Origin of the sequence: Xanthomonas cucurbitae (assembly GCF_002939885.1) — a bacterium.
Taxonomy (GTDB): domain Bacteria; phylum Pseudomonadota; class Gammaproteobacteria; order Xanthomonadales; family Xanthomonadaceae; genus Xanthomonas; species Xanthomonas cucurbitae.
In genome coordinates this window covers 24,675-46,189 of record NZ_MDED01000014.1, presented here as the reverse complement: position 1 = coordinate 46,189, position 21,515 = coordinate 24,675, and the positions used below count along the sequence as shown (strand labels likewise).

Here is a 21,515-nt window from a genome sequence, read left to right as displayed (position 1 = left end):
GCAATGGCGCGCGTGGCCCGTAGAATCCACGCATGCTCGCATTCGCACAGGGCGCGTGGGACTGGTTGGTCAGCCTTCCCCACCTCGAAGCGCTTCTCATCGCCGCCTACGTGCTGTACCTGCTGTGGATCGCCAGCTGGATCGTGCTGCAAAAGCGCGAGCCGGTGGCCACGTTGAGCTGGGTGTTGTCGCTGGCGGCATTGCCGTACCTGGGCCTGCTGATCTATTACTGGCTCGGGCCGCAGAAGGTGAAACGGCAGCGCCTGCGCCGCGGCCGCTCGCGCTCGGGGATGGAGAGCTACAGCAGCGTGTGCCCGCCCGATGCCGATTGCACCGAGCTGGCCAAGGTTGCCCAGTCCACCACCGGCCTGGCGCCCAGCACCGCCACCGAGGTGCACTGGCTGGTCGATGGGGCGACCACCTACGCCGCCATCATCGACGCCATTGCCGGCGCACGCGACCACATCCATCTGGAGTACTACATCTTCCAGCCCGACCACAGCGGCACTGCGATCTGCGATGCGCTGATGGAACGTGCCCGTGCCGGGGTCAAGGTGCGGCTGCTGATGGATGCGATCGGCTCCTCGGCGATGACCCGGCGCGTCCTGCGCACGCTGCGCGAGGCCGGCGTGGAAACCGCCTGGTTCCATCCCTCGCAGTTCCTCAAGCCGTTCAAGCGGCCCTGGCTCAACCTGCGCACCCACCGCAAGGTGGTGGTGGTCGATGGGCGGATCGGCTTCACCGGTGGCATCAATGTCACCGACGAGGAGAACGAACAGGTGCGCACCGATGCTTACCGCGACCTGCATGTGCGCGTACAGGGGCATGTCGTGCGCAGCCTGCAGCTGGTGTTTCTGGAGGACTGGCTGTACGCCACCGGGCAGGGGCGCGCCGTCTTCCAGGGCCAGCAACTATGGCCCGAGGACGTGCCCACCCGCGCGCAGGGCAGCATCGATGCACAGGTGCTGGTGTCCGGACCGGATTCGTCGTGGGAGGCGATCCACCGGCTGATGGTCGCGGCCATCCATGAGGCCAGGCACCGGGTCTGGCTGGTCACCCCGTACTTCGTGCCCGGCGAGGCGGCGCGGATGGCGCTGACCTCGGCCGCATTGGGCGGGCTGGACGTGCGCCTGCTGGTACCACGCGTGAGCGACTCGCGCCTGGTGACGTACGCGGCGCGGTCGTACTTCGATGAGTTGCTAGAGGCCGGCGTGCGCATCTACGAATACGGCCCGCGCATGCTGCACACCAAGGCATTGCTGGCCGACGACGAGGTCTGCATCATCGGCAGCGCCAATTTCGATAGCCGTAGCTTCCGCCTCAATTTCGAACTGTCGATGCTGTTGCGCGACCAGGCGGTGGCCGCCGAACTGGCCGGCATGATCGACACCGAGCTGCAACACGCGCAGGAAGTCCGCTTCGTGCGCCGGCGTCCGTTGTGGCGTTCGCGCCTGCCCGAGGCCTTCGCACGGCTGCTGTCGCCACTGCTGTAAGCGTGGCCTGCAAGATTGCCGTGCAGCCAGCGGGCGGGGGCAGCCGCGGTTGGACGTTGGCAGCGAACGTCGTTGCAGCAGCAGGCGGCGTCCGCCCCCCTTCGGCGATTGCTGGTCAGACGCGGCTTGCCGCTCCAGCCCATCGATCGCGCCCCACGTGGAACCCTCTGCAGCGCAGCGCTACACTGCTGCCACTCAACGGGGAGCGCGTCATGCACTGGCTGTTTCTGCTTATGGCACTGGGAGCTTTGGTGCTGGCGTTTAGCACGCCGCACATGTGGTTGCTGATCGCGGCGCTGCTGGCGGCGCTGGTGCTGTTGCTGCTCTGGACGCGCGGCTGGTTCGCCTCGCGCATGGGCGAGACGCAACGCGATACCAGCAGCATGATCGACCCGGCCGAGCTGCGGCGCCTGCGTGAAGTGGCGCAGGCCCGCAAAGCGGCGGCGCCGGCCGCGGCGCGCGACGGCGAGCCGCAGGCCTGAGTGCGCCAGTGACCACCCAGCTCAGCGTCAACGTCAACAAGATCGCCGTGCTACGTAATTCGCGTGGCGGCCGTGATCCGGATGTCGTGGAGGTTGCGCGCGCCTGTCTGGCCGCCGGCGCGCACGGCATCACCGTGCACCCGCGTCCAGACCAGCGGCATATCCGCGCCGACGACGTGCTGGCGCTGAGTGCGCTGACCAGCGAGCGTGGAGTCGAGTTCAATATCGAAGGCAATCCGTTCGCGCCGCCACGTCCCGGCTACCCGGGCTTGCTGGAGTTGTGCCGTGCCACGCGTCCGCAGCAGGTCACCTTGGTTCCCGACGGCGACGGCCAGCTCACCTCCGACCACGGCTTTGACTTTGCGCAGGACACCGCCGAGCTGGGCGGGTTGATCGGCGCATTCAAGGCCCTGGGCAGCCGCGTGAGCCTGTTCGTGGATGCCGGCAATCCGCAGCTCGGCCAGGCGGCAGTGCTGGGAGCGGACCGCATCGAGTTGTACACCGGTCCCTATGCGCAGGCGCATGCCGACGGGCATCCGGCCGAAGCGTTGGCCGCGTTCGCGGACGCGGCGCGTCGCGCCGCTGCACACGGGCTGGGAATCAATGCCGGGCACGATCTGTCGCAGGCCAATCTGGGCGCCTTTCTCGCCAGCGTGCCGGGCGTGCTGGAAGTGTCGATCGGCCACGCCTTGATCGGCGAAGCGCTGTACCACGGGCTGGATGCCACGGTGCGCGCGTATGTGCAGCTTGTGTGCGGGCCGAGCGCGCAGGCCTAGGGTCTTCAGACCCATCTCGTGGGTGGTGCACGCAAGCAGGCACACTTTCGCAACAAGGCAGCAGAAATTACCGTGCACGATGCATAAAAAAACGCCACCGTTTCCGGTGGCGTTGCAGTCGCGTCATGACTGTTGTGTTGCGGTCTTGCAACTACGTTTACTGCTGCATGAAGCCGATTTTCTTCATCTGCGAGTTCTTCGCAGCGGCCAGCACCTTGGCCATCACCTCGTACTCCGCATCCTGGTTTGCATCGATGCGCAGTTCCGGCTGGTTGGTCGGATCGGACTGGACCACTTCTTCCATCTTCTGCTGCAGCTGATCCACCGGCGTCGGGCTGTTGTTCCAGAACACCTGGTTGCTGGCGTCGATGCGCAGCTCGATCGGCGGCGGCGGTTCGGTCGTCTGCGGTGGCGGGTTGAGCACCCGCTGCGGCAGATCCACGGCGATCGGGTAGGTCATGATCGGCGCGGTCACGATGAAGATAATCAGCAGCACCAACATCACGTCCACCAGGGGCGTGACGTTGATGTCGGCCATCGGCCCACGGCCGCCACCAGTACTAAATGCCATGGCTTATTGCCCCTTGACTTTGGTTGCAACGAAACCGACGTCCAGCATGCCCTGACCCTGCGCGATCTTGGTGATCTCGTTGATCGTACGCATCTTGGTGGTGCGGTCGCCGCGCAGGTTGAGCGGCGGTTGCGGGGTCTGCTGCGCTGCGGTGGACAGGCGCGACTCCAGGGCTTCCTTGGAGATCGGCTCATCGTTCCAGTACAGCGACCCGTCTTCCTTGACGGCCAGGGTGATCGGCGCGGCGCGTTTCTCCGCATCTTCCTTCTGGATCAAGTTGGCCTGTGGCAGCTCCACCTTGACCTTGTGGGACATCAGCGGTGCCGTAATGATGAAGATGATCAGCAGCACCAGCATGACGTCCACCAGGGGCGTCACGTTGATGTCGGCCATCGGGCCGCCGCTGTTTCCACTACTGAAGGCCATAACGGGCTCCGTCTAAATCGTTGCGAAGGCGTTCTTGACGACCGGATTAGCGAACGCGCGAACCGGTGGCGAAGAAGTCGTGCAGGTCGTGGGCAAAGGTGTCGAACTTGGCGATCACCGAGCTGTTGACCTTCGAGAAGAAGTTGAAGGCGAACACGGCCGGGATGGCGACGAACAGACCGATCGCGGTCATGATCAGCGCTTCACCCACCGGGCCGGCAACGGCATCGATCGAGGCCGAACCGGTCGCACCGATCTTGATCAGGGCGCCGTAGATGCCCCACACCGTACCAAGCAGACCGACGAACGGCGCGGTCGCACCGACGGTGGCCAGCAGGGTCATGCCCGACTGCAGCTTGGTGCTTTCGCGGGTCACGGCCTGACGCAGGGCGCGGTCGACGAATTCCGAACGGCTCAGGCTCTCGCCCAGGCCGCCGGTGTTGCCTTCGGCACGCTGGTGGTGGGCAGCCGCCTGCGCAGCGTCCAGTGCGATCTTGGAGAACGGCTCGGAAGCCGGCTGTTCTTCCATGGCGCGGATGGCGTCCTGCGCGTTCGGGGCTTCCCAGAAGGCGGTGGTGACGCGGTCAGCCGCGCTCTTCAGGCGGGTGGCGCGGAAGATGTTGATGACGGTCCAGTACCAGGAGGCAGCGGACATGGCGATCAGGGTGACCAACACGACCCAGGACACGGCGAAGTCGCCGGGGCTGGAGGTCATTTCGGTGATCAAGTGCTCGAAGCCCATCTGCGACAGAGCGGCCGACGGATTGGAGCCCCCTGCAGCGGCGGCGATAAAGAATTCCTGCAGCATGACGCTTACCTTTGTTGTGTGTGGTGATGAAGGGTGGAGCGAAAGGAAGACAGGATCCTGGGCCGACCACAGCCGGCCCGTGGGATCAGTTCAGAGCAAAGTTCACCGGGACGCGGACACGTCCGGCGGCTTTCTGCCCGTTGACAGTGGAGGCGTTGAACTTCCACTTGCGTGCTGCGTCCATCGCGGCACGGTCAAGGTCGCGGTTGCGGCTGGACTTTTCGACCGACACGTTGGTCACGTTGCCGCTGGCATCCACATCCACGATCAGGATCACCTCGCCCTGGACACCGGCACGGAATGCTGCCGGCGGGTACTTGGGTGGGTTCATGTTCTTGGACGAGATATCGACACTGGCGCCGATGTCACTCGGCGGCTGCGGCGGAGACGGAGGGCTCGGCGGCGTGACGATATCGCTCGGACGCGGTTCGGGAACATCGACAACCGGTGCTTCCGGCGGCGGCGGAACCGGTGACGGCTTCGGCGGCGACAGATTCTTGACCGGCGGTGGCGGCTTGTCTTCCGGCGGCGGCGGCGGCGGCGGGGGAGGAGGCGGTGCATCCACCAGGGTGACCATGGTGGTGCGCTCCTTCTCTGCCGGAGCCTTCGGCGCCACTGCAGGGATCAGCAACATCATCAGTGCAGTGAGGTGCAGGGCAATTACAAAAGCAATACCGATAATGCGGGCCCAGCTCAGACCCTGGTTCCCGGCATCATAGTCATGCCTGTGGATAACGAGTTGTTCCGTCATGCGCCAATGGCTCTTTCAGTGGGGGCCCGGATCACTGTGATGATCCCCAGGTTTTCGGACGGCTGTGACACCGCAGTAACTCCCAAGCTTATACCAATCCCGAGTCCTGTAACCACTCAAAACACAGGGATTTCGGGGGTTTATTTTTCTTTTTACTTCAGGTTGATGATCTTCTTGGCGTCTTCCGGCTTTTTGACACCTTTGGCGATCGCCTGCTGCGCGGCCTGCTTGGCCTCCGGGATGCGGCCTTCCGAATGCAGCACCTTGGCCAGATTCAGGTAAGTCTCGCCGTCCTTGGACAGTGGTGCAGCCTTCTGCCAGTTCTCGATCGCCTTGGGCACGTCCTCGCTGTAGTAGTACGACTGCGCCAGCGCAAGGTATGTCTGATAATCAGGCTTGAGAATGCCTTTTTGCATACCTTCGTTAATGACGGCGATGACGTCCTTTTCCTTGTTGTCGGTGTTGGCGTAGATCGAGTACAGCTGCTTGTACTCCTTTTCTTCGGTCAACTGGCCCGCCGTGCGCAGCTTGTCCATCACGCCTGCGGCCTTGTCCATCTGGTCGGCCTGCATGTACATGCTGGCCAGGTTGAGCTGGGCCTTCTTGTCGTTCGGGCTCTTGGCGGCCAATGCTTCGGCAGCGGCGACCGCTTCACCGGTCTGGCCGGCTTCGGCGTAGGACGCCATCAGCAGCTGGTTCCAGGTGTCCTTGGGCTCGGGCGAGGCGGCGATGGCCTGCTTCAACACCGGGATCGCTTCCTTGTAGCGCTCGGCCTGGTACAGCGCCTGGCCCTTGAGAATCAGGTCTTCCGGACGCTGCGACTTGCTCTGCTCCAGATACTTGTCCAGCGTGGCCAGGCCCTCGGCCTGCTGGTCGTCCTGCATCTGCAGCTGGGCCAGCATCAACATCGACTGGAACTGGCCGTTGTTATCCAGCGCATTCAGGCCGATGGCCTGCTGCAGATAGGTCTTGGCGGCAGCGGTGTCGTCCAGGTTGTAGGCGGCCTGCGCGGCGAGCTGGGCGGCCAGCGCCTTGTCGGCTTCGTTGGCGGCGCTGTTGGCCAGGATCTCGTCGGCCTGACTGCGCACGGCAGCGTAGTCTTCGCCCTTGTTGAAGGTTTCGATCAGCTTCTGCAGCTTGCTGCTCAGCTTGGACGAGGGCTTGATGGTCGGCGCCTGGCGGGTCGACTGCGGGTACAGCTCCTCGGCCTTGCCGCTGCTCTTGGACTTGCGGCTGGCGCGCTCGGACGAGCGGTCCGACTGCGCAACTGCATCGGCGACGACAGCCCCACCCAGCGACGCGGCGATGAACAAGGACAACAGGGCTTGCTTGCGGTTGAGCAGTTTCATGATTCACCTCGGACGAGCCGCCGTGTGGCGGTACGAAAAGCGGAATGGACGCTGTACGAAAAATCTGAGCCGGCAAACTTAGCAGAAAGTCTCAGTTCCCGAAAACGGTTCCCATGCTGTGCTGCGGCAATTGTGCAATGTGACAGTTGTTGAGCAAGGCTAACGGTCGCCAGCAGGCAGCGAGTAGATGCGACGCGGACGAGGTCCTGAGCCCTCCGGCTGCCGCGTCTGCGGATCGGCGCGGCCCCGCGTCTTCGAACACCGCGCCGCCCGGCACGGTGTCTAACCGCACTTCGGTTGACGCCCTGCCTGGCGTGCCTGCTGATAGACAGGCTGTAACTGGCCGACGTCGGCCTGCAGCTCGCGGATGCGGTTGGTCGGATCGGGATGGGTGGACAGCCACTGCGGCTGACGATTGCCACTGGCGGCCATCATGTTCTGCCACAGCGTGACCGCCTGGGCTGGATCGAACCCGGCCTGCGCCATCAGCCGCTGCCCGACGATGTCAGCCTCGCTTTCCTGGGTACGCGAGCCGGGTAAGAGGAATACTGTCTGAGCGGTCATACCCCCGACCTGGTTGACGGCACTGGCCGCCCCGTCGCCGTACGCCGCACCAGCCAGGGCTCCAATGATGCCCAGCCCGGTCTGCGCACCGAGCTGGCGGGTGATGCGTTCTTCGTGATGCCGCGAGATCACATGGCCGATCTCGTGCCCGAGCACCGCCGCCAGTTGGTCCTGGGTCTTGGCCACGGTGAAGATGCCGGTGTTGACGCCGACCTTGCCGCCGGGCAGGGCGAACGCGTTGGCCTCGTCATCGACGAACAGCGCGGTTTCCCAGTTGGTCTGGCGCCATTGCGGCGGCAGTTGCGCCACCAGCGCACCGACCACGCATTGCACGTAGGCGTTCTGCCTGCCATCGGTGCTGACCTTCTCCTTGGCCTTGGTCTGCGCGAACGACTGCGCACCCAGCTGGTCAAGCTGTTCCTGGGACACGCCTCCCACCACCTGGCGACGGCCGGTCGGCGAGGTCGCAGTGGCACATGCCGTCAATGCGAGGACGGCAACAACGATCAACAACTTGGCTTTCATTGGATCCCCCTGTCACGCTGAGGGCCATTTTGGCAGGCTCGTCTTAACTTTTCGTCAAGCGAGCTGGAATGCCCGTCAAAACATGGTCAGCGGTCGTCCGGTGCGGACAGATGCCGCACCGAATCCGGCGCGCGCGATCGATGCCTGCATGCCGGTCACCGGCTGCACACCGTGGGCCGGAGGCGTGCCGGTGCGATGGTCAGGCTCAGCCGAAGCCGAAGAAGTACAACGCCGCCAGGGCAGTGGCATTGTTGATGCCGTGGGCCGCGATGGGCGCCCACAAGGTGCCGGTGCGCCAGTACAACCACGCAAATGCCGCGCCCATGCTGCCGTAGACCAGCCACAGCTGGACGATGGCGGCAGGGCCATTGCCACTGATGCCGGGCACCTCATGCACCAGCGCGAACAACACACCGCTGAGCACAATGCCCAGCCAGGGACGGCCGGCGGCCAGCAGGCGGCCGAACAGCACCCGTCGGAACAGCAGTTCTTCGTACGCGGGCGCGATCAGTACCGCAAACACTGTCAGCGCCAGTGGCCATTGCTGGATGGCTTCTTCCATCAGCGGCAGGTTGGTCGGCACCGGCTTGATGCCCAGGGCCGAGGCCGCCACGCTGACCAGGTTGCTGAGCAGGAAGACCGCGGCGGCGATCAATGCTGTCCAGCCCCAGGTGGCGGCGCGGCACGTCGCAGCGCGCGAGGACGCCCGCTCGCTCGCGCTTGCGCGGCGGCGCCAGTAATACAGCAGTACCGCCGGGGTGGCCGTGCTGACCAGTGCGGTGAGCAATTGCACCATCACCCCGGGCTGGCCGATCGCGGCCATGACCTCGGCGGGCGAGGGCGTCAGGCCCTGCGCCTTGGCGGCCTGCACATGTTCCAGGCCGCGCAGCGCGCCCCATAGCGCGAAACCGGCCACGCTCAGGCCCAGCAACAGGCCGATGGCGATCAGCGCATCGATGCCGAACCCGAGCAACGCGGGCAGCAGCGGCGGCTTGCCGGCGGCACCGGATGGCGCCGGGGGAGGGGGGAGATCTGTGCGCATCGTCGTCCTGCGAACACCGCATCGCCGACGCAGCACTGTCGCGCTGCGCGCGTACGACAACGGCGGCTCAGATATCCAGGTTGGAGACCTTCAGCGCGTTGTCCTCGATGAAGTCGCGGCGTGGTTCCACCACATCGCCCATCAGGGTGCTGAAGATCTGGTCGGCGGCCACTGCATCCTCGATGCGCACCTGCAACAGCCGGCGCGTGTCGGGGTTGACCGTGGTTTCCCACAGCTGCTCGGCATTCATTTCGCCCAGGCCCTTGAAGCGCTGCACCTGGCGGCCTTTCTTGGCTTCGTCCAGCAGCCACGCATGCGCCTGGCCGAAGCTGGTGATGGGGTGGGACTTGTTGCCACGCACGATCTGCGCGCCCTCGCGGACCAGGCCGTTGAGTGCCAGCGCCACTTCGCGCAGTGGACGCAGCTCGCCGCTTTCGAAAGCACCCATCGGCACCACCTGGGTGAATTCCTCGCCCATATGGCGACGGATCGCCACCAGCGTTGCCGCAGTGTGCTCGGTGGCCGGATCGAAGCGCAGCTGGTAGCGCGCCGTGCCTAGGGTGCCGCGGTTGAGCACGGCCTGCAGCGCCTCCAGGGCGGGATGGACGTCGCCTTCGGCCTGCAGCTGGGCCACGTCCAGCGGCGGCAGGTCGATCAGCGCGGTGAGCAGCGCCGGGTCGTAACGGTGCGCGTTGCGGGCGATCGCATCGTTGGCGCCAGCGAACAGCAGCAACAGTTTTTCCAGCGCCTCGCCGGTGATGGGCGGCTCATCGGCCGCCGGAATCAGCGCCGCGCCTTCGACGGCGCTGCTGGCCAGATAGGCATTGAGCGCAGCATCGTCCTTCAGGTACAGCTCGCTCTTGCCCTGCTTGAGCTTGTACAGCGGCGGCAGGCCGATGTAGATATAGCCACGCTCGATCAGCTCCGGCATCTGCCGGTAGAAGAAGGTCAGCAGCAGGGTGCGGATGTGCGAGCCGTCCACGTCGGCGTCGGTCATCAGGATGATGCGGTGGTAGCGCAGCTTGTCCGGGTTGTATTCGTCGCGGCCGATGCCGGTGCCCAGCGCGGTGATGAGCGTGCCGACCTGGTCGGAGGCCAGCATGCGGTCGAAACGGGCGCGCTCGACGTTGAGGATCTTGCCGCGCAGCGGCAGCACCGCCTGGTTCTTGCGATTGCGGCCCTGCTTGGCCGAGCCACCGGCCGAGTCACCCTCGACGATGAACAGTTCCGACAGCGCCGGGTCCTTTTCCTGGCAGTCGGCCAGCTTGCCGGGCAGGCCGGCGATGTCCAGCGCGCCCTTGCGGCGGGTCAGGTCGCGCGCCTTGCGGGCGGCTTCGCGTGCACGCGCAGCATCGACGATCTTGCCGGTGATGGCCTTGGCTTCGTTCGGGTTCTCCTGCAGGAACTCCTGCAGCCGCGCGCCAAAGGCATTTTCCACCGCCGGGCGCACGTCCGAGCTGACCAGCTTCTCCTTGGTCTGCGACGAGAAGCTGGGGTCGGGCACCTTCACCGACAGCACCGCGATCATGCCTTCGCGCATGTCGTCGCCGGTCAACGAGACCTTGGCCTGCTTGGCAATGCCGTTCTGCTCGATGTAGTTGCTCAGTACACGGGTCAACGCACCGCGGAAGCCGGCCAGGTGGGTGCCGCCGTCCTTCTGCGGGATGTTGTTGGTGAAGCAGTACATGGTTTCCTGGTAGGCGTCGGTCCATTGCAGGGCCACGTCCACCACGATGCCGTTGTGCTCGCCGGTCACCGAGATCACATTCGGGTGCAGGGGCGACTTGAGTTGGGCCAGATGCTCCACGAAGCTGCGAATGCCGCCTTCGTAGTGGAAATCGTCGCGCCGGCCTTCGCCACGCTCGTCGATCAGCGCAATCTTGACGCCGGAATTGAGGAAGGACAGTTCGCGCAGGCGGCGCGCCAGGATGTCGTAATGAAATTCGACGTCGCTGAAGATGGCCACCGCCGGCTTGAAGCGCAGCGTGGTGCCACGCTTGGTCGAGGCTTCCAGCTGCTTGAGCGGGTACTGCGGCTCGCCCAGTGCGTATTCCTGCTGGTAGTGGAAGCCATCGCGCCAGATATCCAGCCACAGGTGCTCGGACAATGCATTGACCACCGACACGCCCACGCCATGCAGGCCGCCGGAGACTTTGTAGCTGTTGTCGTCGAACTTGCCGCCGGCATGCAGCACGGTGAGGATGACCTCGGCCGCGGACACGCCTTCCTCCTTGTGGATATCCACCGGCACGCCGCGGCCGTTGTCGGACACCGACACCGAGCCATCGACCAGGATCTTCACCACGATGTCGTCGGCGTGGCCGGCCAGGGCTTCGTCGACCGAGTTGTCGACGACCTCGAAGACCATGTGGTGCAGGCCGGTGCCGTCATGGACATCGCCGATGTACATGCCGGGCCGCTTGCGGACGGCTTCCAGACCTCGCAGCACGGTGATCTTGCTGGAGTCGTAGGTGCCGTTGGGGGTCGTCGGGGTGTTCTGTTCGTCGGTCATGCGCGTGCCGTTGGCTCCACAACACGGGCGCAGACGGCGGGAGCCGCTTCGCACCGTGGGAAAAGGGGGATAGCACGGAAATTATACCAGTCGGCCCGCCTGGGCCGTTGACCTCAGATCGGGACTGCTGCTGCAGTCAACTGCCCGTGTTCCACGTGAAACCGATGTAGCACACTCTGCGATGCCGCCAGGCCTGGCGGCAGTTCGGTGGCCGTCATCAACACCTGGGCAGGTGCCTGCGCCAAGCGCTGCAGCACCTGGGCCTGGTGATGCCGGTCTAGTTCCGACCCCAGGTCGTCCAGCGCGATCACCGGCCACTCGCCACGCTCGTGGGCGAAATCCTCGGCCTGCGCGAGCAGACAGGCCAAAGCAGTGAGCTTGGCCTGGCCGCGCGACAGGGCGTCCTTGCCCGGCAGCAGGTCGAATGTGGGGGACCAATCAGCGCGATGCGGGCCCTGCGAGGTATAGCCGTTCTGCCGATCGCGATCGCGTGCCAGCAGGAGCGCATCGGCCAGTGAGAGCTCGTGGCGCTTCCAGCCCGGCGCGAAGGTCAGCGCCGTAAGCCCGAGGCTGGGGGCGATGGCCGTGGCAACGGGAACCAGCCGCTCCTGCAGACGATCGAGGTAGCGCTGGCGGCGCGAGGTGAGCGCTTCGCCGGAGTCGGCCAGTTCATGGTCCCAGGCGTCCAGCAAGCTTGGCTGCGCGCCCTGCTTCAGTAATGCGTTGCGTTGCTTGAGCGCGCGCGCATAACGCCGCCACAGGGCCAGGAAGTCGGGTTCCACGTGGAACAGGCCCCAGTCCAGGAAACGACGCCGCGGCTCGCCCCCACCGCTAATCAGCACATGGCTACCTGGCTCGAACGTCACCACTGCCAGGGCGGCACACAATGCGCCAAGCTGCGCCACATCTTCACCGTCCAGCCGGCCCGTCCATTCCTGCCCGCTGTGACGCAGGCCTGCGCGCCGGGTACGCGCCAGTGGCCCGGTGGACCGCTCGCTCCATTCGACAAATACCTCCAGGTCCAACGCGCCCTGGCGAATCAGGCCATCGCGGACACGTCCACGAAAACTGCGCCCATAGGCCATCAGGTGCAAAGCCTCCAGCACACTGGTCTTGCCGGCTCCGTTGTCGCCCGTCAGCAGATTCAATCCTGCCGCAGGATGGAACTCGACCGACTCGAAGCGGCGAAGACGGTGGATGGATAGCCTAACGACGTGCATCGAGACCTGCGCTCCGGGATGGGATCCGGCATCCCGGTCGGTGCGCAGCATACGTGATCGCTTCGAGCCGTGGGGAGGACATGCGCCCGGGTCCGGCTGGCTTGTTGGGGATAACATGTGGACAAAAAGCGCTGTCTTGGCCGCCGACTGCCTTATGCACAGGTTCCTACGGGGAAGACGGGCTCCAAACCACAGGGTTTCAAGCCATTAAAGTACTTTTAGAACAATGACTTAACCTACTTTTCGGCGAAATCTACGTCTACCATCACCACAAAGCTCTTAAGTTATTTATAGATTTAAAAGCAGAGGAGCGTGTGCATAACTGGATTTCGAGCCACGCGCCAGACAAACAGTCATCTCGGAACGGAGGCGGCAGCTACATGAATGAATTCACATCCACAACAGCGGCTTGATTCGAACTCGGCGGTAGGTGGCCGTCTCAGAGATTTTTAGATAGCTGCGCTTTTGGCGTAAACGTCGGTAAAGTCACTTCGGTGTCGATCGCCGGACACGCGGCGATGACCACGTCATCAGCGATTCGCCACGTTCAGCTCGCACCCTGCTTCCGAATGATCCTGATGATTCGCAGCCGCTCTACCGACGGCGCAATCAACAATCGTATGCCGGTGCCTCCGCGTTGCCGGACCGGTGCGGAGTTGCGACCTGGATGGTGCAACCTGTCATCCCGTGCACAAGCGCTGTATGCAACCGACACCACACCACAAACATCCGCCCCCACAACCCAGCCGTTATCTGTCCAACAAAAAACCCGGCATCTGCCGGGCTTCGTGTTCCACGTGGAACCGCAGGTCACAACCGCAGCGGCATCACCACATGACGGGATTTCGCGCTGCTCGCCTCGCGGACCAGCGCGGACGAATTGGCATCGCGCAGCTGGATCACGACATGTTCGTCGCGCAATGCAGACAAGGCATCCAGCAGGTAATTCACGTTGAAGCCGATGGCCAGATCATCCACCTTGGTGTCGGCTTCGATTTCTTCCTGCGCTTCTTCCTGCTCCGGGTTGTGTGCGCTGATCTTCAGCTGGCCGGGCGACACTTCGACGCGGACACCCCTGTACTTTTCGTTGGACAGGATCGCCGCACGCTGCAATGCCGCACGCAGCGCTTCACGATCCACCTTGACCTCGCGATCGGCACCAATTGGAACCACCGTTTCGTAGTCCGGAAAACGGCCATCGATCAGCTTGGACGTAAACGTGACATCGCCGCGCTTGACGCGGATATGGCTGCGGCCCACTTCCAGCTCAACCTCGCGGTCCGCGCCTTCCAGCAGGCGCTGCAGTTCGGTGACGCCCTTGCGCGGCACGATGATCTGCCGCTTGGCACCGCCAGCGTTCTCCAGCTCGGTCTCGCACAGTGCCAGGCGATGACCATCGGTGGCCACGCAGCGCAGCAGGCCGTCGCGTAGGTCGAATAGCAATCCATTGAGGTAATACCGCACGTCCTGCTGGGCCATGGCAAACGCGGTGCGTTCGATCAACTCCTTCAACCCGGCTTCCGGCACGGCGACGCGCTCGGTGGCTTCTACCTCGTCCACCGACGGGAAGTCATTCGAGGGCAGGGTGGCCAATGTGAACCGACTGCGCCCGGCTTGCACGGTGACCTTGTCCCCATTCTGGGACACGGTCACCCGGCTGCCGTCGGGCAGTGCGCGCAGGATATCGAACAGTTTGCGCGCCGGGATCGTGGTTTCGCCGTCCTGTGCGTCCTCGACCAGGGTACGGGAGATCATCTCCACTTCCAGGTCGGTACCGGTGAGCGACAGTTGCCCCTGCCGCACCTGCACCAGCAAGTTCGCCAGCACCGGCAAGGTCTGACGTCGTTCGACCACATTGACCACCTGGGCCAACGGCTTGAGGAAGGCTTCGCGTTGCAGTGTGAAACGCATGTGGTTCCGTGCCCCTATGCTTTAAAGATGTGGAATAAATCAAAAGCTTGGTGGTGATGGTAGGGCCGTTTTCTGCGGACAACCACTCTAAATTCTTGTTTCCAAAGACTTTTCAGACCCACAAACCCATTGGACTAGTCAGCCTGGGGCGGTGGGAAAACCTGTGGATACTTTTGCGTTCGCCGCCGCAAGCCTCTTTATCCACAGATTCTCCCGCATTTAGTACCAACTCATCCACGCTTTTTTCCAAGCCCGGCGGGAAGGCCGCCCTTGCCTCACTCGCTGAGCTTGCGAATCAGCTTTTCCCAGTCCTCGCGCAGCTTGCCGTCGGCCTCCATCAAGGTGCGAATCTGACGGCAGGCATGCAGCACGGTGGTGTGGTCGCGGCCGGCGAAGGCATCGCCGATCTCGGGCAAGCTGTGTTCGGTGAGTTCCTTGGCCAACGCCATGGCCACCTGGCGCGGCCGCGCCAGCGAGCGGGTGCGGCGCTTGGACAGCAGATCCTTCATCTGCAGGCCGTAGTAGTCGGCCACGGTCTTCTGGATGTTGGGGATGCCGATCGCCTGTTGCTGGGCTCGCAGCAGGTCGCGCAGGGTCTCCTGGGCGAATTCCACCGTGATTGCGCGCCCGGTGAAGTTGGCGCGCGCCACCAGCGTGTTGAGCGCGCCTTCCAGGTCGCGCACGTTGGAACGCATCTTCTTGGCGATCAGGAAGGCCACGTCGTCGGGAATCTCGGCGCCGCGTTCGCGCGCCTTGGCCAGCACGATGGCCGCGCGGGTCTCGAAATCCGGGGGGTCGATCGCCACCGACAGGCCCCACGCCAGGCGCGATTTCAGCCGTGGTTCCAGGCCCTCGACCTCGCGCGGGTAGCGGTCGCAGGTCAGGATGATCTGCTGGCGGCCATCGAACAGCGCGTTGAAGGTGTGGAAGAACTCTTCCTGCGTGCGGTCCTTGCCGGCGAAGAACTGGATGTCGTCGATCAGCAACGCATCGATCTGCTGGAACTGGCGCTTGAACTGGTCCATCGCCTTGTCCTGCAGCGCCCGGATCATGGCACTGAAGAACTGTTCCGAACGCAGGTACATCACCTTGGCGGCCGGGTTGGCCTGGCGCAACGCGTTGCCGGCGGCGAACATCAGGTGCGTCTTGCCCAGGCCGGTGCTGCCATACAGCAGCAACGGGTTGTGCGCGCGGTCGCCGGGCTTCTGCGCGGCCTGTATCGCCGCCGCCAGCCCGAGTTGGTTGCTGCGGCCTTCGACGAAATTGGCGAAGGTGTAGTGCGAATCCAGGTTGCCGGCGAACGGCACGATCGGCGCGGCAACCGCTGCGCTGGCCGCCGCCGTTGGTGCAGCCACCGGCTCCGGCGCGCGCGGACGCGAGCCCACCGCCAGCGCAACCTCGCCGGCGCCGGCGAAATACGCCAATAGCTCCCGGATGCGCGGCAGGTAGCGCTCGCGTACCTGATCCACGATGAAGGCATTGGGCGCATACAGCACGATGCTGTCGCCGCGGTCTTCGGCTTGCAGGGGTTTCAACCAGGTGTGCACGTCCTCGGGCGGAAATTCGGCTTCGAGACGTTCCAGACAGCGGGGCCAAGCATCCATCAAAGTGTCATCATCGATTGCTGGCTGCGGCGCGCAGCAAGGCGCCGTGCACGCAGCCCGGAAGTGAAAAAAGGATGGACCAGCCTAGCACCGCAGGCCGGCTTTTCCCAGACTTATTCACAGATCCATCCACAGGCTGCGGTCATGTGCATCGCGGCCGCGCAAGCGGGTAGTTGACCTGGCCTGGATCAGGCGTCTAAAATTGCCGGTTCACCGTTTCCATTCATGCAGAGGGCCCCATGGCCACCAAGCGTACTTTCCAACCCAGCAACCTGAAGCGAGCACGCGACCATGGTTTCCGTGCACGTATGGCAACCGCCGACGGCCGCAAGATCCTGGCTCGCCGCCGCGCCAAGGGCCGCAAGCGCCTGAGCGCTTGATTGCCGCGCCGCTCCCTGCGGCCGAGGCAGTCCCTACCGTGAACGCATCGAACCCGTGCAGGCGATTTCCTCGCTCTGCGCGGGTTCGTACGCGTGCGCAATATACGGTTGTCTTCGACACCGCGCGTCGGACCTCCGATCCGCTGCTCAGCCTGCACTGGCGAACCGGCGACACGCCGCCGCGCCTGGGCATGGCGGTGTCGCGCAAGGTCGATACCCGCGCGGTGGGTCGTAACCGCATCAAGCGCGTACTGCGCGATGCCATGCGCCATCTATTGCCCGAACTGGCCGGCGGCGATTACGTGATTGTGGCGCGTTCGGCAGCCGCCAAGGCGACCAATCCACAGATTCGCGATGCCTTCGTGCGCCTGCTGCGCCGTGCCGGTGCATTGCCCCTGCCTGCTGCGCCCGGCACAATGCCGCCCGCCAGGACGATGCACCCATCCTCCCTTTCCCCGACAGAGCCGGAACGCTAGTTCCGACTGAGCGAGTTGCTGCCCGATGAACCAGACCCGTGTTTTCCTGATCTTTGCCTGGCTGATGGTCGCGGCGCTGCTGTGGATGGAGTGGGGCAAGGACAAGGCGGCCGCCAATGCACCCGCTGCGGTGGCCACCCAATCGGTGCCGGCCGCGCGCGATCCGGATGCGGCGGCCACGCCCGCTAACGTGCCCAGCGCACAGGCCATCCCGCAGGCCGGCGCCCCGGGCGCGGTGCCGTCCATCGGCACCACCACGGCGACGCCGGCCGCCGCCGGTGCCGCGCCGGTGGTGACCGTCACCTCGGACGTGCTGCGCCTGAAGCTGGATGGCCGCAGCGTGCTGGATGCCGAGCTGCTGCAGTTTCCGCAGACCAAGGACGGCACTGCACCGGTCAGCCTGCTGACCGAAGATGCGGCGCACCCGTACAACGCCACCAGCGGCTGGGCCAGCGAGCACTCGCCGGTGCCGGGCATGGGCGGCTTCCGCGCCGAACAGCCGGGTAGCAGTTTCGCACTGGCCAAGGGCCAGAACAGCCTGGTGGTGCCGTTCATCTGGAATGGCCCCAACGGCGTGTCGATCCGCCGCACCTTCACCCTGGAACGCGGTCGCTATGCGATCTCGATCAAGGACGAGGTCATCAACAAGAGCGGTGCGGCGTGGAACGGCTACGTGTTCCGCAAGCTGAGCCGGGTGCCGACCATCCTCAGCCGCGGCATGACCAACCCGGACTCCTTCAGCTTCAACGGGGCAACCTGGTACAGCCCGCAGGAAGGCTATGAGCGCCGCGCGTTCAAGGACTACATGGACGACGGCGGTTTGAACCGCCAGATCACCGGTGGCTGGGTGGCGCTGCTGCAGCACCACTTCTTTACCGCATGGATTCCGCAGAAGGACCAGGCCTCGCTGTACGTGCTGGCCCAGGACGGCCCGCGCGACGTGGCCGAGCTGCGTGGCCCGGCCTTCACCGTGGCGCCGGGCCAGACCGCCAGCACCGAGGCACGCCTGTGGGTGGGTCCCAAGTTGGTCAGCCAGATCGCCAAGGAAGACGTGAAGGGGTTGGACCGGGTGGTCGACTACAGCCGCTTCTCGCTCATGGCCATCATCGGCCAGGGCCTGTTCTGGGTGCTGAGCCACCTGCACAGCTTCCTGCACAACTGGGGCTGGGCTATCATCGGCCTGGTGGTGCTGCTGCGTCTGGCGCTGTATCCACTGTCGGCCGCGCAGTACAAATCTGGTGCCAAGATGCGCCGCTTCCAGCCGCGTCTGGCCCAGCTCAAGGAGCGCTACGGCGACGATCGCGTCAAGTACCAGCAGGCGACGATGGAGCTGTTCAAGAAGGAAAAGATCAACCCGATGGGCGGCTGCCTGCCGCTGCTGATCCAGATGCCGATCTTCTTCGCGCTGTACTGGGTGCTGGTGGAATCGGTGGAATTGCGCCAGGCGCCCTGGCTGGGCTGGATCCAGGACCTGACCGCGCGCGACCCGTACTTCATCCTGCCGGTGCTCAACATCGCCATCATGTGGGCGACGCAGAAGCTGACCCCGACCCCGGGCATGGACCCCATGCAGGCCAAGATGATGCAGTTCATGCCGCTGGTGTTCGGCGTCATGATGGCCTTCATGCCGGCCGGCCTGGTGCTGTACTGGGTGGTCAACGGCGGTCTGGGCTTGTTGATCCAGTGGTGGATGATCCGCCAGCACGGCGAGCAGCCGAGCAAGATCATCCAGGCCAACGCCAAGTAAGTTCACCAAGGCCCGCCGCAAGGCGGGCCTTGTGCATGCGCATTGGCTGGAAACACTTTGAAGATCCTCCTGCCCGCCGTGACCTATCTCGATCCTGGCAATGCCCATGCCAAGACCGGCAATCGCGGGACGGCGCACAAGGCGTACTCCACGTATCTGCAGCTGCAGAGCAGCGGTGCGAAGCAGGTGAGCACGCAGCGGCAGTCGTTGTGATTCAACCCAGCTGACGCATTGCGGCGAACTCTCGCCTGGAAAACCCGCCCCGGGACGGCGGCGTGATTCACCAAGGACCCGGGTATCGGCCTGCTGCCGTTGCCGGCAACACGTCGCCGCACCGCCACGGCTGTCTTTTTCAATCCATCTCAGAGCAGTGCGCATGTCGTCTTCCACCTCCACCATCGTTGCCATCGCCAGTGCTGCCGGAGCCGGTGGCGTGGGAATCGTGCGCCTGTCCGGGCCGCAGGCAATGCTGATCGCCATGGGGTTGGGCATTGCGCCGTTGCAGCCGCGGCAGGCGCAGTACGCGCGCTTTCGTGATGCGCAGGGCGAGGTCATCGACGATGGCATCGTGCTGTGGTTCAAGGCGCCACGCAGCTTTACCGGGGAAGAGGTGGTGGAGCTGCAAGGCCATGGCAGCCCGGTGCTGTTGCGTCAGTTGGTGGCGCGCTGCGTTGCGCTGGGCGCACGCCAGGCACGCGCGGGCGAATTCAGCGAGCGGGCCTTCCTCAACGGCAAGTTCGACCTGGCCCAGGCCGAGGCCATCGCCGACCTGATCGCCGCCGGCGACGTGCGCGCTGCACGTGCCGCGCGGCGTTCGCTGGATGGCGTGTTTTCGCGCCGTATCGAGACGGTAAGTGCGCAACTGACGCGACTGCGCGTGCATGTGGAGGCGGCGATCGACTTCGCCGACGAGCCACTGGACACCCTGGGGGGCTCGCAGGTGCGCGACGGGCTTCAGCAGGCGCGGACAGCGCTGGCGCAGCTGCTGGGCGACGCAGAACGCGGACGCAAGTTGCGCGATGGCCTGCATGCGGTACTGATCGGCCCGCCCAATGCCGGCAAGAGTTCGCTGCTTAATGCATTGGCCGGCAGCGAGCGCGCCATCGTCACCGATGTGGCCGGCACCACCCGCGACACCCTGCATGAAGCCATCCAGCTCGATGGTTTCGAGCTGACCCTGGTCGACACCGCCGGCCTGCGCGAAGGCGGCGATGCGATCGAGCGCGAAGGCATGCGCCGCGCGCGCGCCGAGCTCGAACGTGCCGATCTGGCGCTGGTGGTGCTGGATGCGCGCGACCCGCAGGCGGCGCGCGATGCGATCGGCGATGCCATCGATGCGGTGCCACGCCAACTGTGGATCCACAACAAATGCGATCTGCTGGCCGACAGCACGCCGTTGGGCGACGACGCGATTGCGATCTCGGCCATGACCGGACATGGATTGGAGCACCTGCACGCCCGTCTGCGCGAGCTGGCGCTTGGCGATGCAAGCGACAGCGTGGAAGGCGAATTCTCCGCGCGCGCCCGCCATGTGGAAGCGCTGCGCCGCGCCGAACAACACGCCGAAGCCGCCGACCTGGAGCTGGGTTTCGAACAGCTCGAACTGGCCGCCGAAGAGCTGCGCCTGGCGCACGCAGCACTGGGCGAGATCACCGGCAAGATGAGCGCCGACGACTTGCTGGGCCAGATCTTCTCGAGCTTCTGCATCGGCAAGTGAAACGACGTGGCGATGCTGTCTGCGCCATCTGACCACCTTGCATCCATGGAACGTGGCCTGCCGACAGCGTGGATTGCTGGCGTTGAGCGCATCGGCGTCATGCATCCATCGACAGGCGAGCCCCACTGCCTGGAGGCTCCACGCCGAGATGCGTTACATCACGCCCGGTAATACGGTCTGCAATGCGGCGTTCTCTGCGGCACAGGCGGCAGCGGCAGCGGCAGGCAACGGCGTTGCGCGCGCGGTGTCGATCTCCTCGCGGGCGGCGGCCAGGTCTTTCTGAAACGCTGGATCGCCATGCAAGGCGGCTACGGTGGCCGCGCCCATGATGCGGCCCTGCAGGACATCGCTCTGCCAATGCACGTTGCAGACCAGGCGGCTGTCGCCGAAGGCGCGGCCGCGTGCCAGTAGTGCATCGCGCCGGGCGGGCGCGATCTCCGAAAGGATCAGCCCCCAGGCCCAGCCGATGGCGGTGTGGCCGGAGGGGTAGGAGCCGTTCTTGCGCAGGCTGGCGTCGTCGTCGGGGGTGCACGTTGGCTGCGCGTTGCGCATGAACGGACGCGGACGCTGGTAGTGCGCCTTGGCGGCGCTGGTGCTGGTGCTGGCGTCGCGCATGCTGCGTTCGAGCAGGCGCAGCAGGTGCGGGGTGGTGGCCTGGTCCACCTGCACGCCGAGCGCGCAACTGAAGGTGCTGGCGGCGGCGGGAAAGCGCAGCACGGCATCGTGCGCGGCCAGGTCCCAACGCGGGGTGCCGCGCAGGGCAAGCATGGCCTTGGCGATGGCCTCGTCGTTGGCGAGCGCGGTGCTGCCGTCTGCCGGCGGCGGCGGAACCAGGCGCAGGCTGTCGGGCAGTTGTGGCGTGTCCAGGTAGCCGCGTGCATCGGTGGCGATCACCGAGCCTGCCGGCGCTGCCGGTTGCCGCGCACCGGCCATGCCGCTGCCGAGCAGCAGCGTGGCGATGGCGACGCCTGCCAGCGTGGGTTGCCAGCGGCGTGCGATGCGGTGGGACATGGGCAACTCCTCGGAACGGCAAGACGGGAAGAGTTCGCAGATTACGACGCGCAGATGACACCTGCATGCCAGCGCAACGCAGCTGCGGCGCGGCATGCGCACCGATTGTCGCGGCACTGTCATCTGGTCGTCGTGTCGACGCAAGACAGC

Annotated in this window: 20 protein-coding genes; 8 read left to right on the top strand and 12 right to left on the bottom strand. The window is 65.0% G+C overall.

The window, feature by feature from the left end:
* Positions 1-32: 32 nt before the first annotated feature.
* The 3 genes from cls (at position 33) to XcuCFBP2542_RS09330 (ending at position 2,751) form a co-directional block, all read left to right on the top strand.
* Positions 33-1,493 (top strand): cardiolipin synthase, encoded by a 1,461-nt coding sequence (gene cls / locus XcuCFBP2542_RS09340; RefSeq protein WP_104603313.1) that lies wholly within the window; start codon positions 33-35, stop codon positions 1,491-1,493.
* 212 nt (positions 1,494-1,705) lie between these two features.
* A complete protein-coding gene (locus XcuCFBP2542_RS09335) occupies positions 1,706-1,975 on the top strand; it encodes a hypothetical protein (protein ID WP_104603312.1) in 270 nt (89 codons plus the stop codon).
* A gap of 8 nt (positions 1,976-1,983) precedes the next feature.
* Positions 1,984-2,751: a pyridoxine 5'-phosphate synthase gene (locus tag XcuCFBP2542_RS09330; protein ID WP_104603311.1), complete on the top strand. Its 768-nt coding sequence runs from the start codon at positions 1,984-1,986 to the stop codon at positions 2,749-2,751.
* 157 nt (positions 2,752-2,908) lie between these two features.
* Here the strand turns inward: XcuCFBP2542_RS09330 and XcuCFBP2542_RS09325 are convergent, their stop codons facing one another.
* The 11 genes from XcuCFBP2542_RS09325 to dnaA form a co-directional block, all read right to left on the bottom strand.
* The gene (locus XcuCFBP2542_RS09325) at positions 2,909-3,322 is read right to left on the bottom strand and encodes an ExbD/TolR family protein (RefSeq protein ID WP_104603310.1); all 414 of its coding nucleotides are present in this window, start codon (positions 3,320-3,322) and stop codon (positions 2,909-2,911) included.
* Between the two features lie 3 nt (positions 3,323-3,325).
* A complete protein-coding gene (locus XcuCFBP2542_RS09320; RefSeq protein ID WP_010364790.1) occupies positions 3,326-3,748 on the bottom strand; it encodes an ExbD/TolR family protein in 423 nt (140 codons plus the stop codon).
* Positions 3,749-3,794: 46 nt separating this feature from the next.
* Positions 3,795-4,556 carry a TonB-system energizer ExbB gene (gene exbB, locus XcuCFBP2542_RS09315; protein WP_104603309.1) on the bottom strand — a complete coding sequence of 254 codons (762 nt, stop codon included), beginning with the start codon at positions 4,554-4,556 and terminating at the stop codon, positions 3,795-3,797.
* Between the two features lie 85 nt (positions 4,557-4,641).
* Positions 4,642-5,307 (bottom strand): energy transducer TonB, encoded by a 666-nt coding sequence (locus tag XcuCFBP2542_RS09310; RefSeq protein ID WP_104603308.1) that lies wholly within the window; start codon positions 5,305-5,307, stop codon positions 4,642-4,644.
* 152 nt (positions 5,308-5,459) lie between these two features.
* Positions 5,460-6,656 carry a tetratricopeptide repeat protein gene (locus tag XcuCFBP2542_RS09305; protein WP_104603307.1) on the bottom strand — a complete coding sequence of 399 codons (1,197 nt, stop codon included), beginning with the start codon at positions 6,654-6,656 and terminating at the stop codon, positions 5,460-5,462.
* 282 nt (positions 6,657-6,938) lie between these two features.
* Positions 6,939-7,745, bottom strand: coding sequence for a M48 family metallopeptidase (locus tag XcuCFBP2542_RS09300; protein WP_104603306.1), 807 nt, complete (start codon positions 7,743-7,745; stop codon positions 6,939-6,941).
* A gap of 205 nt (positions 7,746-7,950) precedes the next feature.
* Positions 7,951-8,787, bottom strand: coding sequence for a CPBP family intramembrane glutamic endopeptidase (locus XcuCFBP2542_RS09295; RefSeq protein WP_104603305.1), 837 nt, complete (start codon positions 8,785-8,787; stop codon positions 7,951-7,953).
* Positions 8,788-8,854: 67 nt separating this feature from the next.
* Positions 8,855-11,299: a DNA topoisomerase (ATP-hydrolyzing) subunit B gene (gene gyrB / locus XcuCFBP2542_RS09290; protein ID WP_104603304.1), complete on the bottom strand. Its 2,445-nt coding sequence runs from the start codon at positions 11,297-11,299 to the stop codon at positions 8,855-8,857.
* Positions 11,300-11,412: 113 nt separating this feature from the next.
* The gene (recF, locus tag XcuCFBP2542_RS09285; protein ID WP_104603357.1) at positions 11,413-12,519 is read right to left on the bottom strand and encodes a DNA replication/repair protein RecF; all 1,107 of its coding nucleotides are present in this window, start codon (positions 12,517-12,519) and stop codon (positions 11,413-11,415) included.
* 810 nt (positions 12,520-13,329) lie between these two features.
* Positions 13,330-14,430, bottom strand: a complete 1,101-nt coding sequence (gene dnaN / locus XcuCFBP2542_RS09280) for a DNA polymerase III subunit beta (protein WP_104603303.1) — start codon at positions 14,428-14,430, stop codon at positions 13,330-13,332.
* 275 nt (positions 14,431-14,705) lie between these two features.
* Positions 14,706-16,034 carry a chromosomal replication initiator protein DnaA gene (gene dnaA, locus XcuCFBP2542_RS09275; RefSeq protein ID WP_104603302.1) on the bottom strand — a complete coding sequence of 443 codons (1,329 nt, stop codon included), beginning with the start codon at positions 16,032-16,034 and terminating at the stop codon, positions 14,706-14,708.
* A gap of 239 nt (positions 16,035-16,273) precedes the next feature.
* Here dnaA and rpmH point away from each other — a divergent pair, with 239 nt between their 5' ends.
* The 5 genes from rpmH to mnmE all read left to right on the top strand — a co-directional run bounded on the left by rpmH (position 16,274) and on the right by mnmE (position 20,354).
* Complete coding sequence (gene rpmH, locus XcuCFBP2542_RS09265) at positions 16,274-16,414, top strand: 50S ribosomal protein L34 (protein WP_002805908.1); 141 nt, start codon at positions 16,274-16,276, stop codon at positions 16,412-16,414.
* Positions 16,415-16,452: 38 nt separating this feature from the next.
* The gene (gene rnpA / locus XcuCFBP2542_RS09260) at positions 16,453-16,890 is read left to right on the top strand and encodes a ribonuclease P protein component (protein WP_104603300.1); all 438 of its coding nucleotides are present in this window, start codon (positions 16,453-16,455) and stop codon (positions 16,888-16,890) included.
* Between the two features lie 25 nt (positions 16,891-16,915).
* The gene (gene yidC, locus XcuCFBP2542_RS09255; RefSeq protein WP_104603299.1) at positions 16,916-18,637 is read left to right on the top strand and encodes a membrane protein insertase YidC; all 1,722 of its coding nucleotides are present in this window, start codon (positions 16,916-16,918) and stop codon (positions 18,635-18,637) included.
* A 57-nt stretch (positions 18,638-18,694) separates the two neighbouring features.
* A complete protein-coding gene (locus XcuCFBP2542_RS19585) occupies positions 18,695-18,850 on the top strand; it encodes a hypothetical protein (protein WP_158251444.1) in 156 nt (51 codons plus the stop codon).
* A gap of 163 nt (positions 18,851-19,013) precedes the next feature.
* On the top strand, positions 19,014-20,354 hold the full coding sequence (gene mnmE, locus XcuCFBP2542_RS09250; RefSeq protein WP_104603298.1) for a tRNA uridine-5-carboxymethylaminomethyl(34) synthesis GTPase MnmE: 1,341 nt from the start codon (positions 19,014-19,016) through the stop codon (positions 20,352-20,354).
* 153 nt (positions 20,355-20,507) lie between these two features.
* Here mnmE and XcuCFBP2542_RS09245 read toward each other — a convergent pair whose 3' ends face one another.
* Entirely contained in the window at positions 20,508-21,365 is an 858-nt protein-coding gene (locus XcuCFBP2542_RS09245; RefSeq protein WP_104603297.1) for an acid phosphatase, read from the bottom strand.
* Positions 21,366-21,515 lie beyond the last annotated feature (150 nt).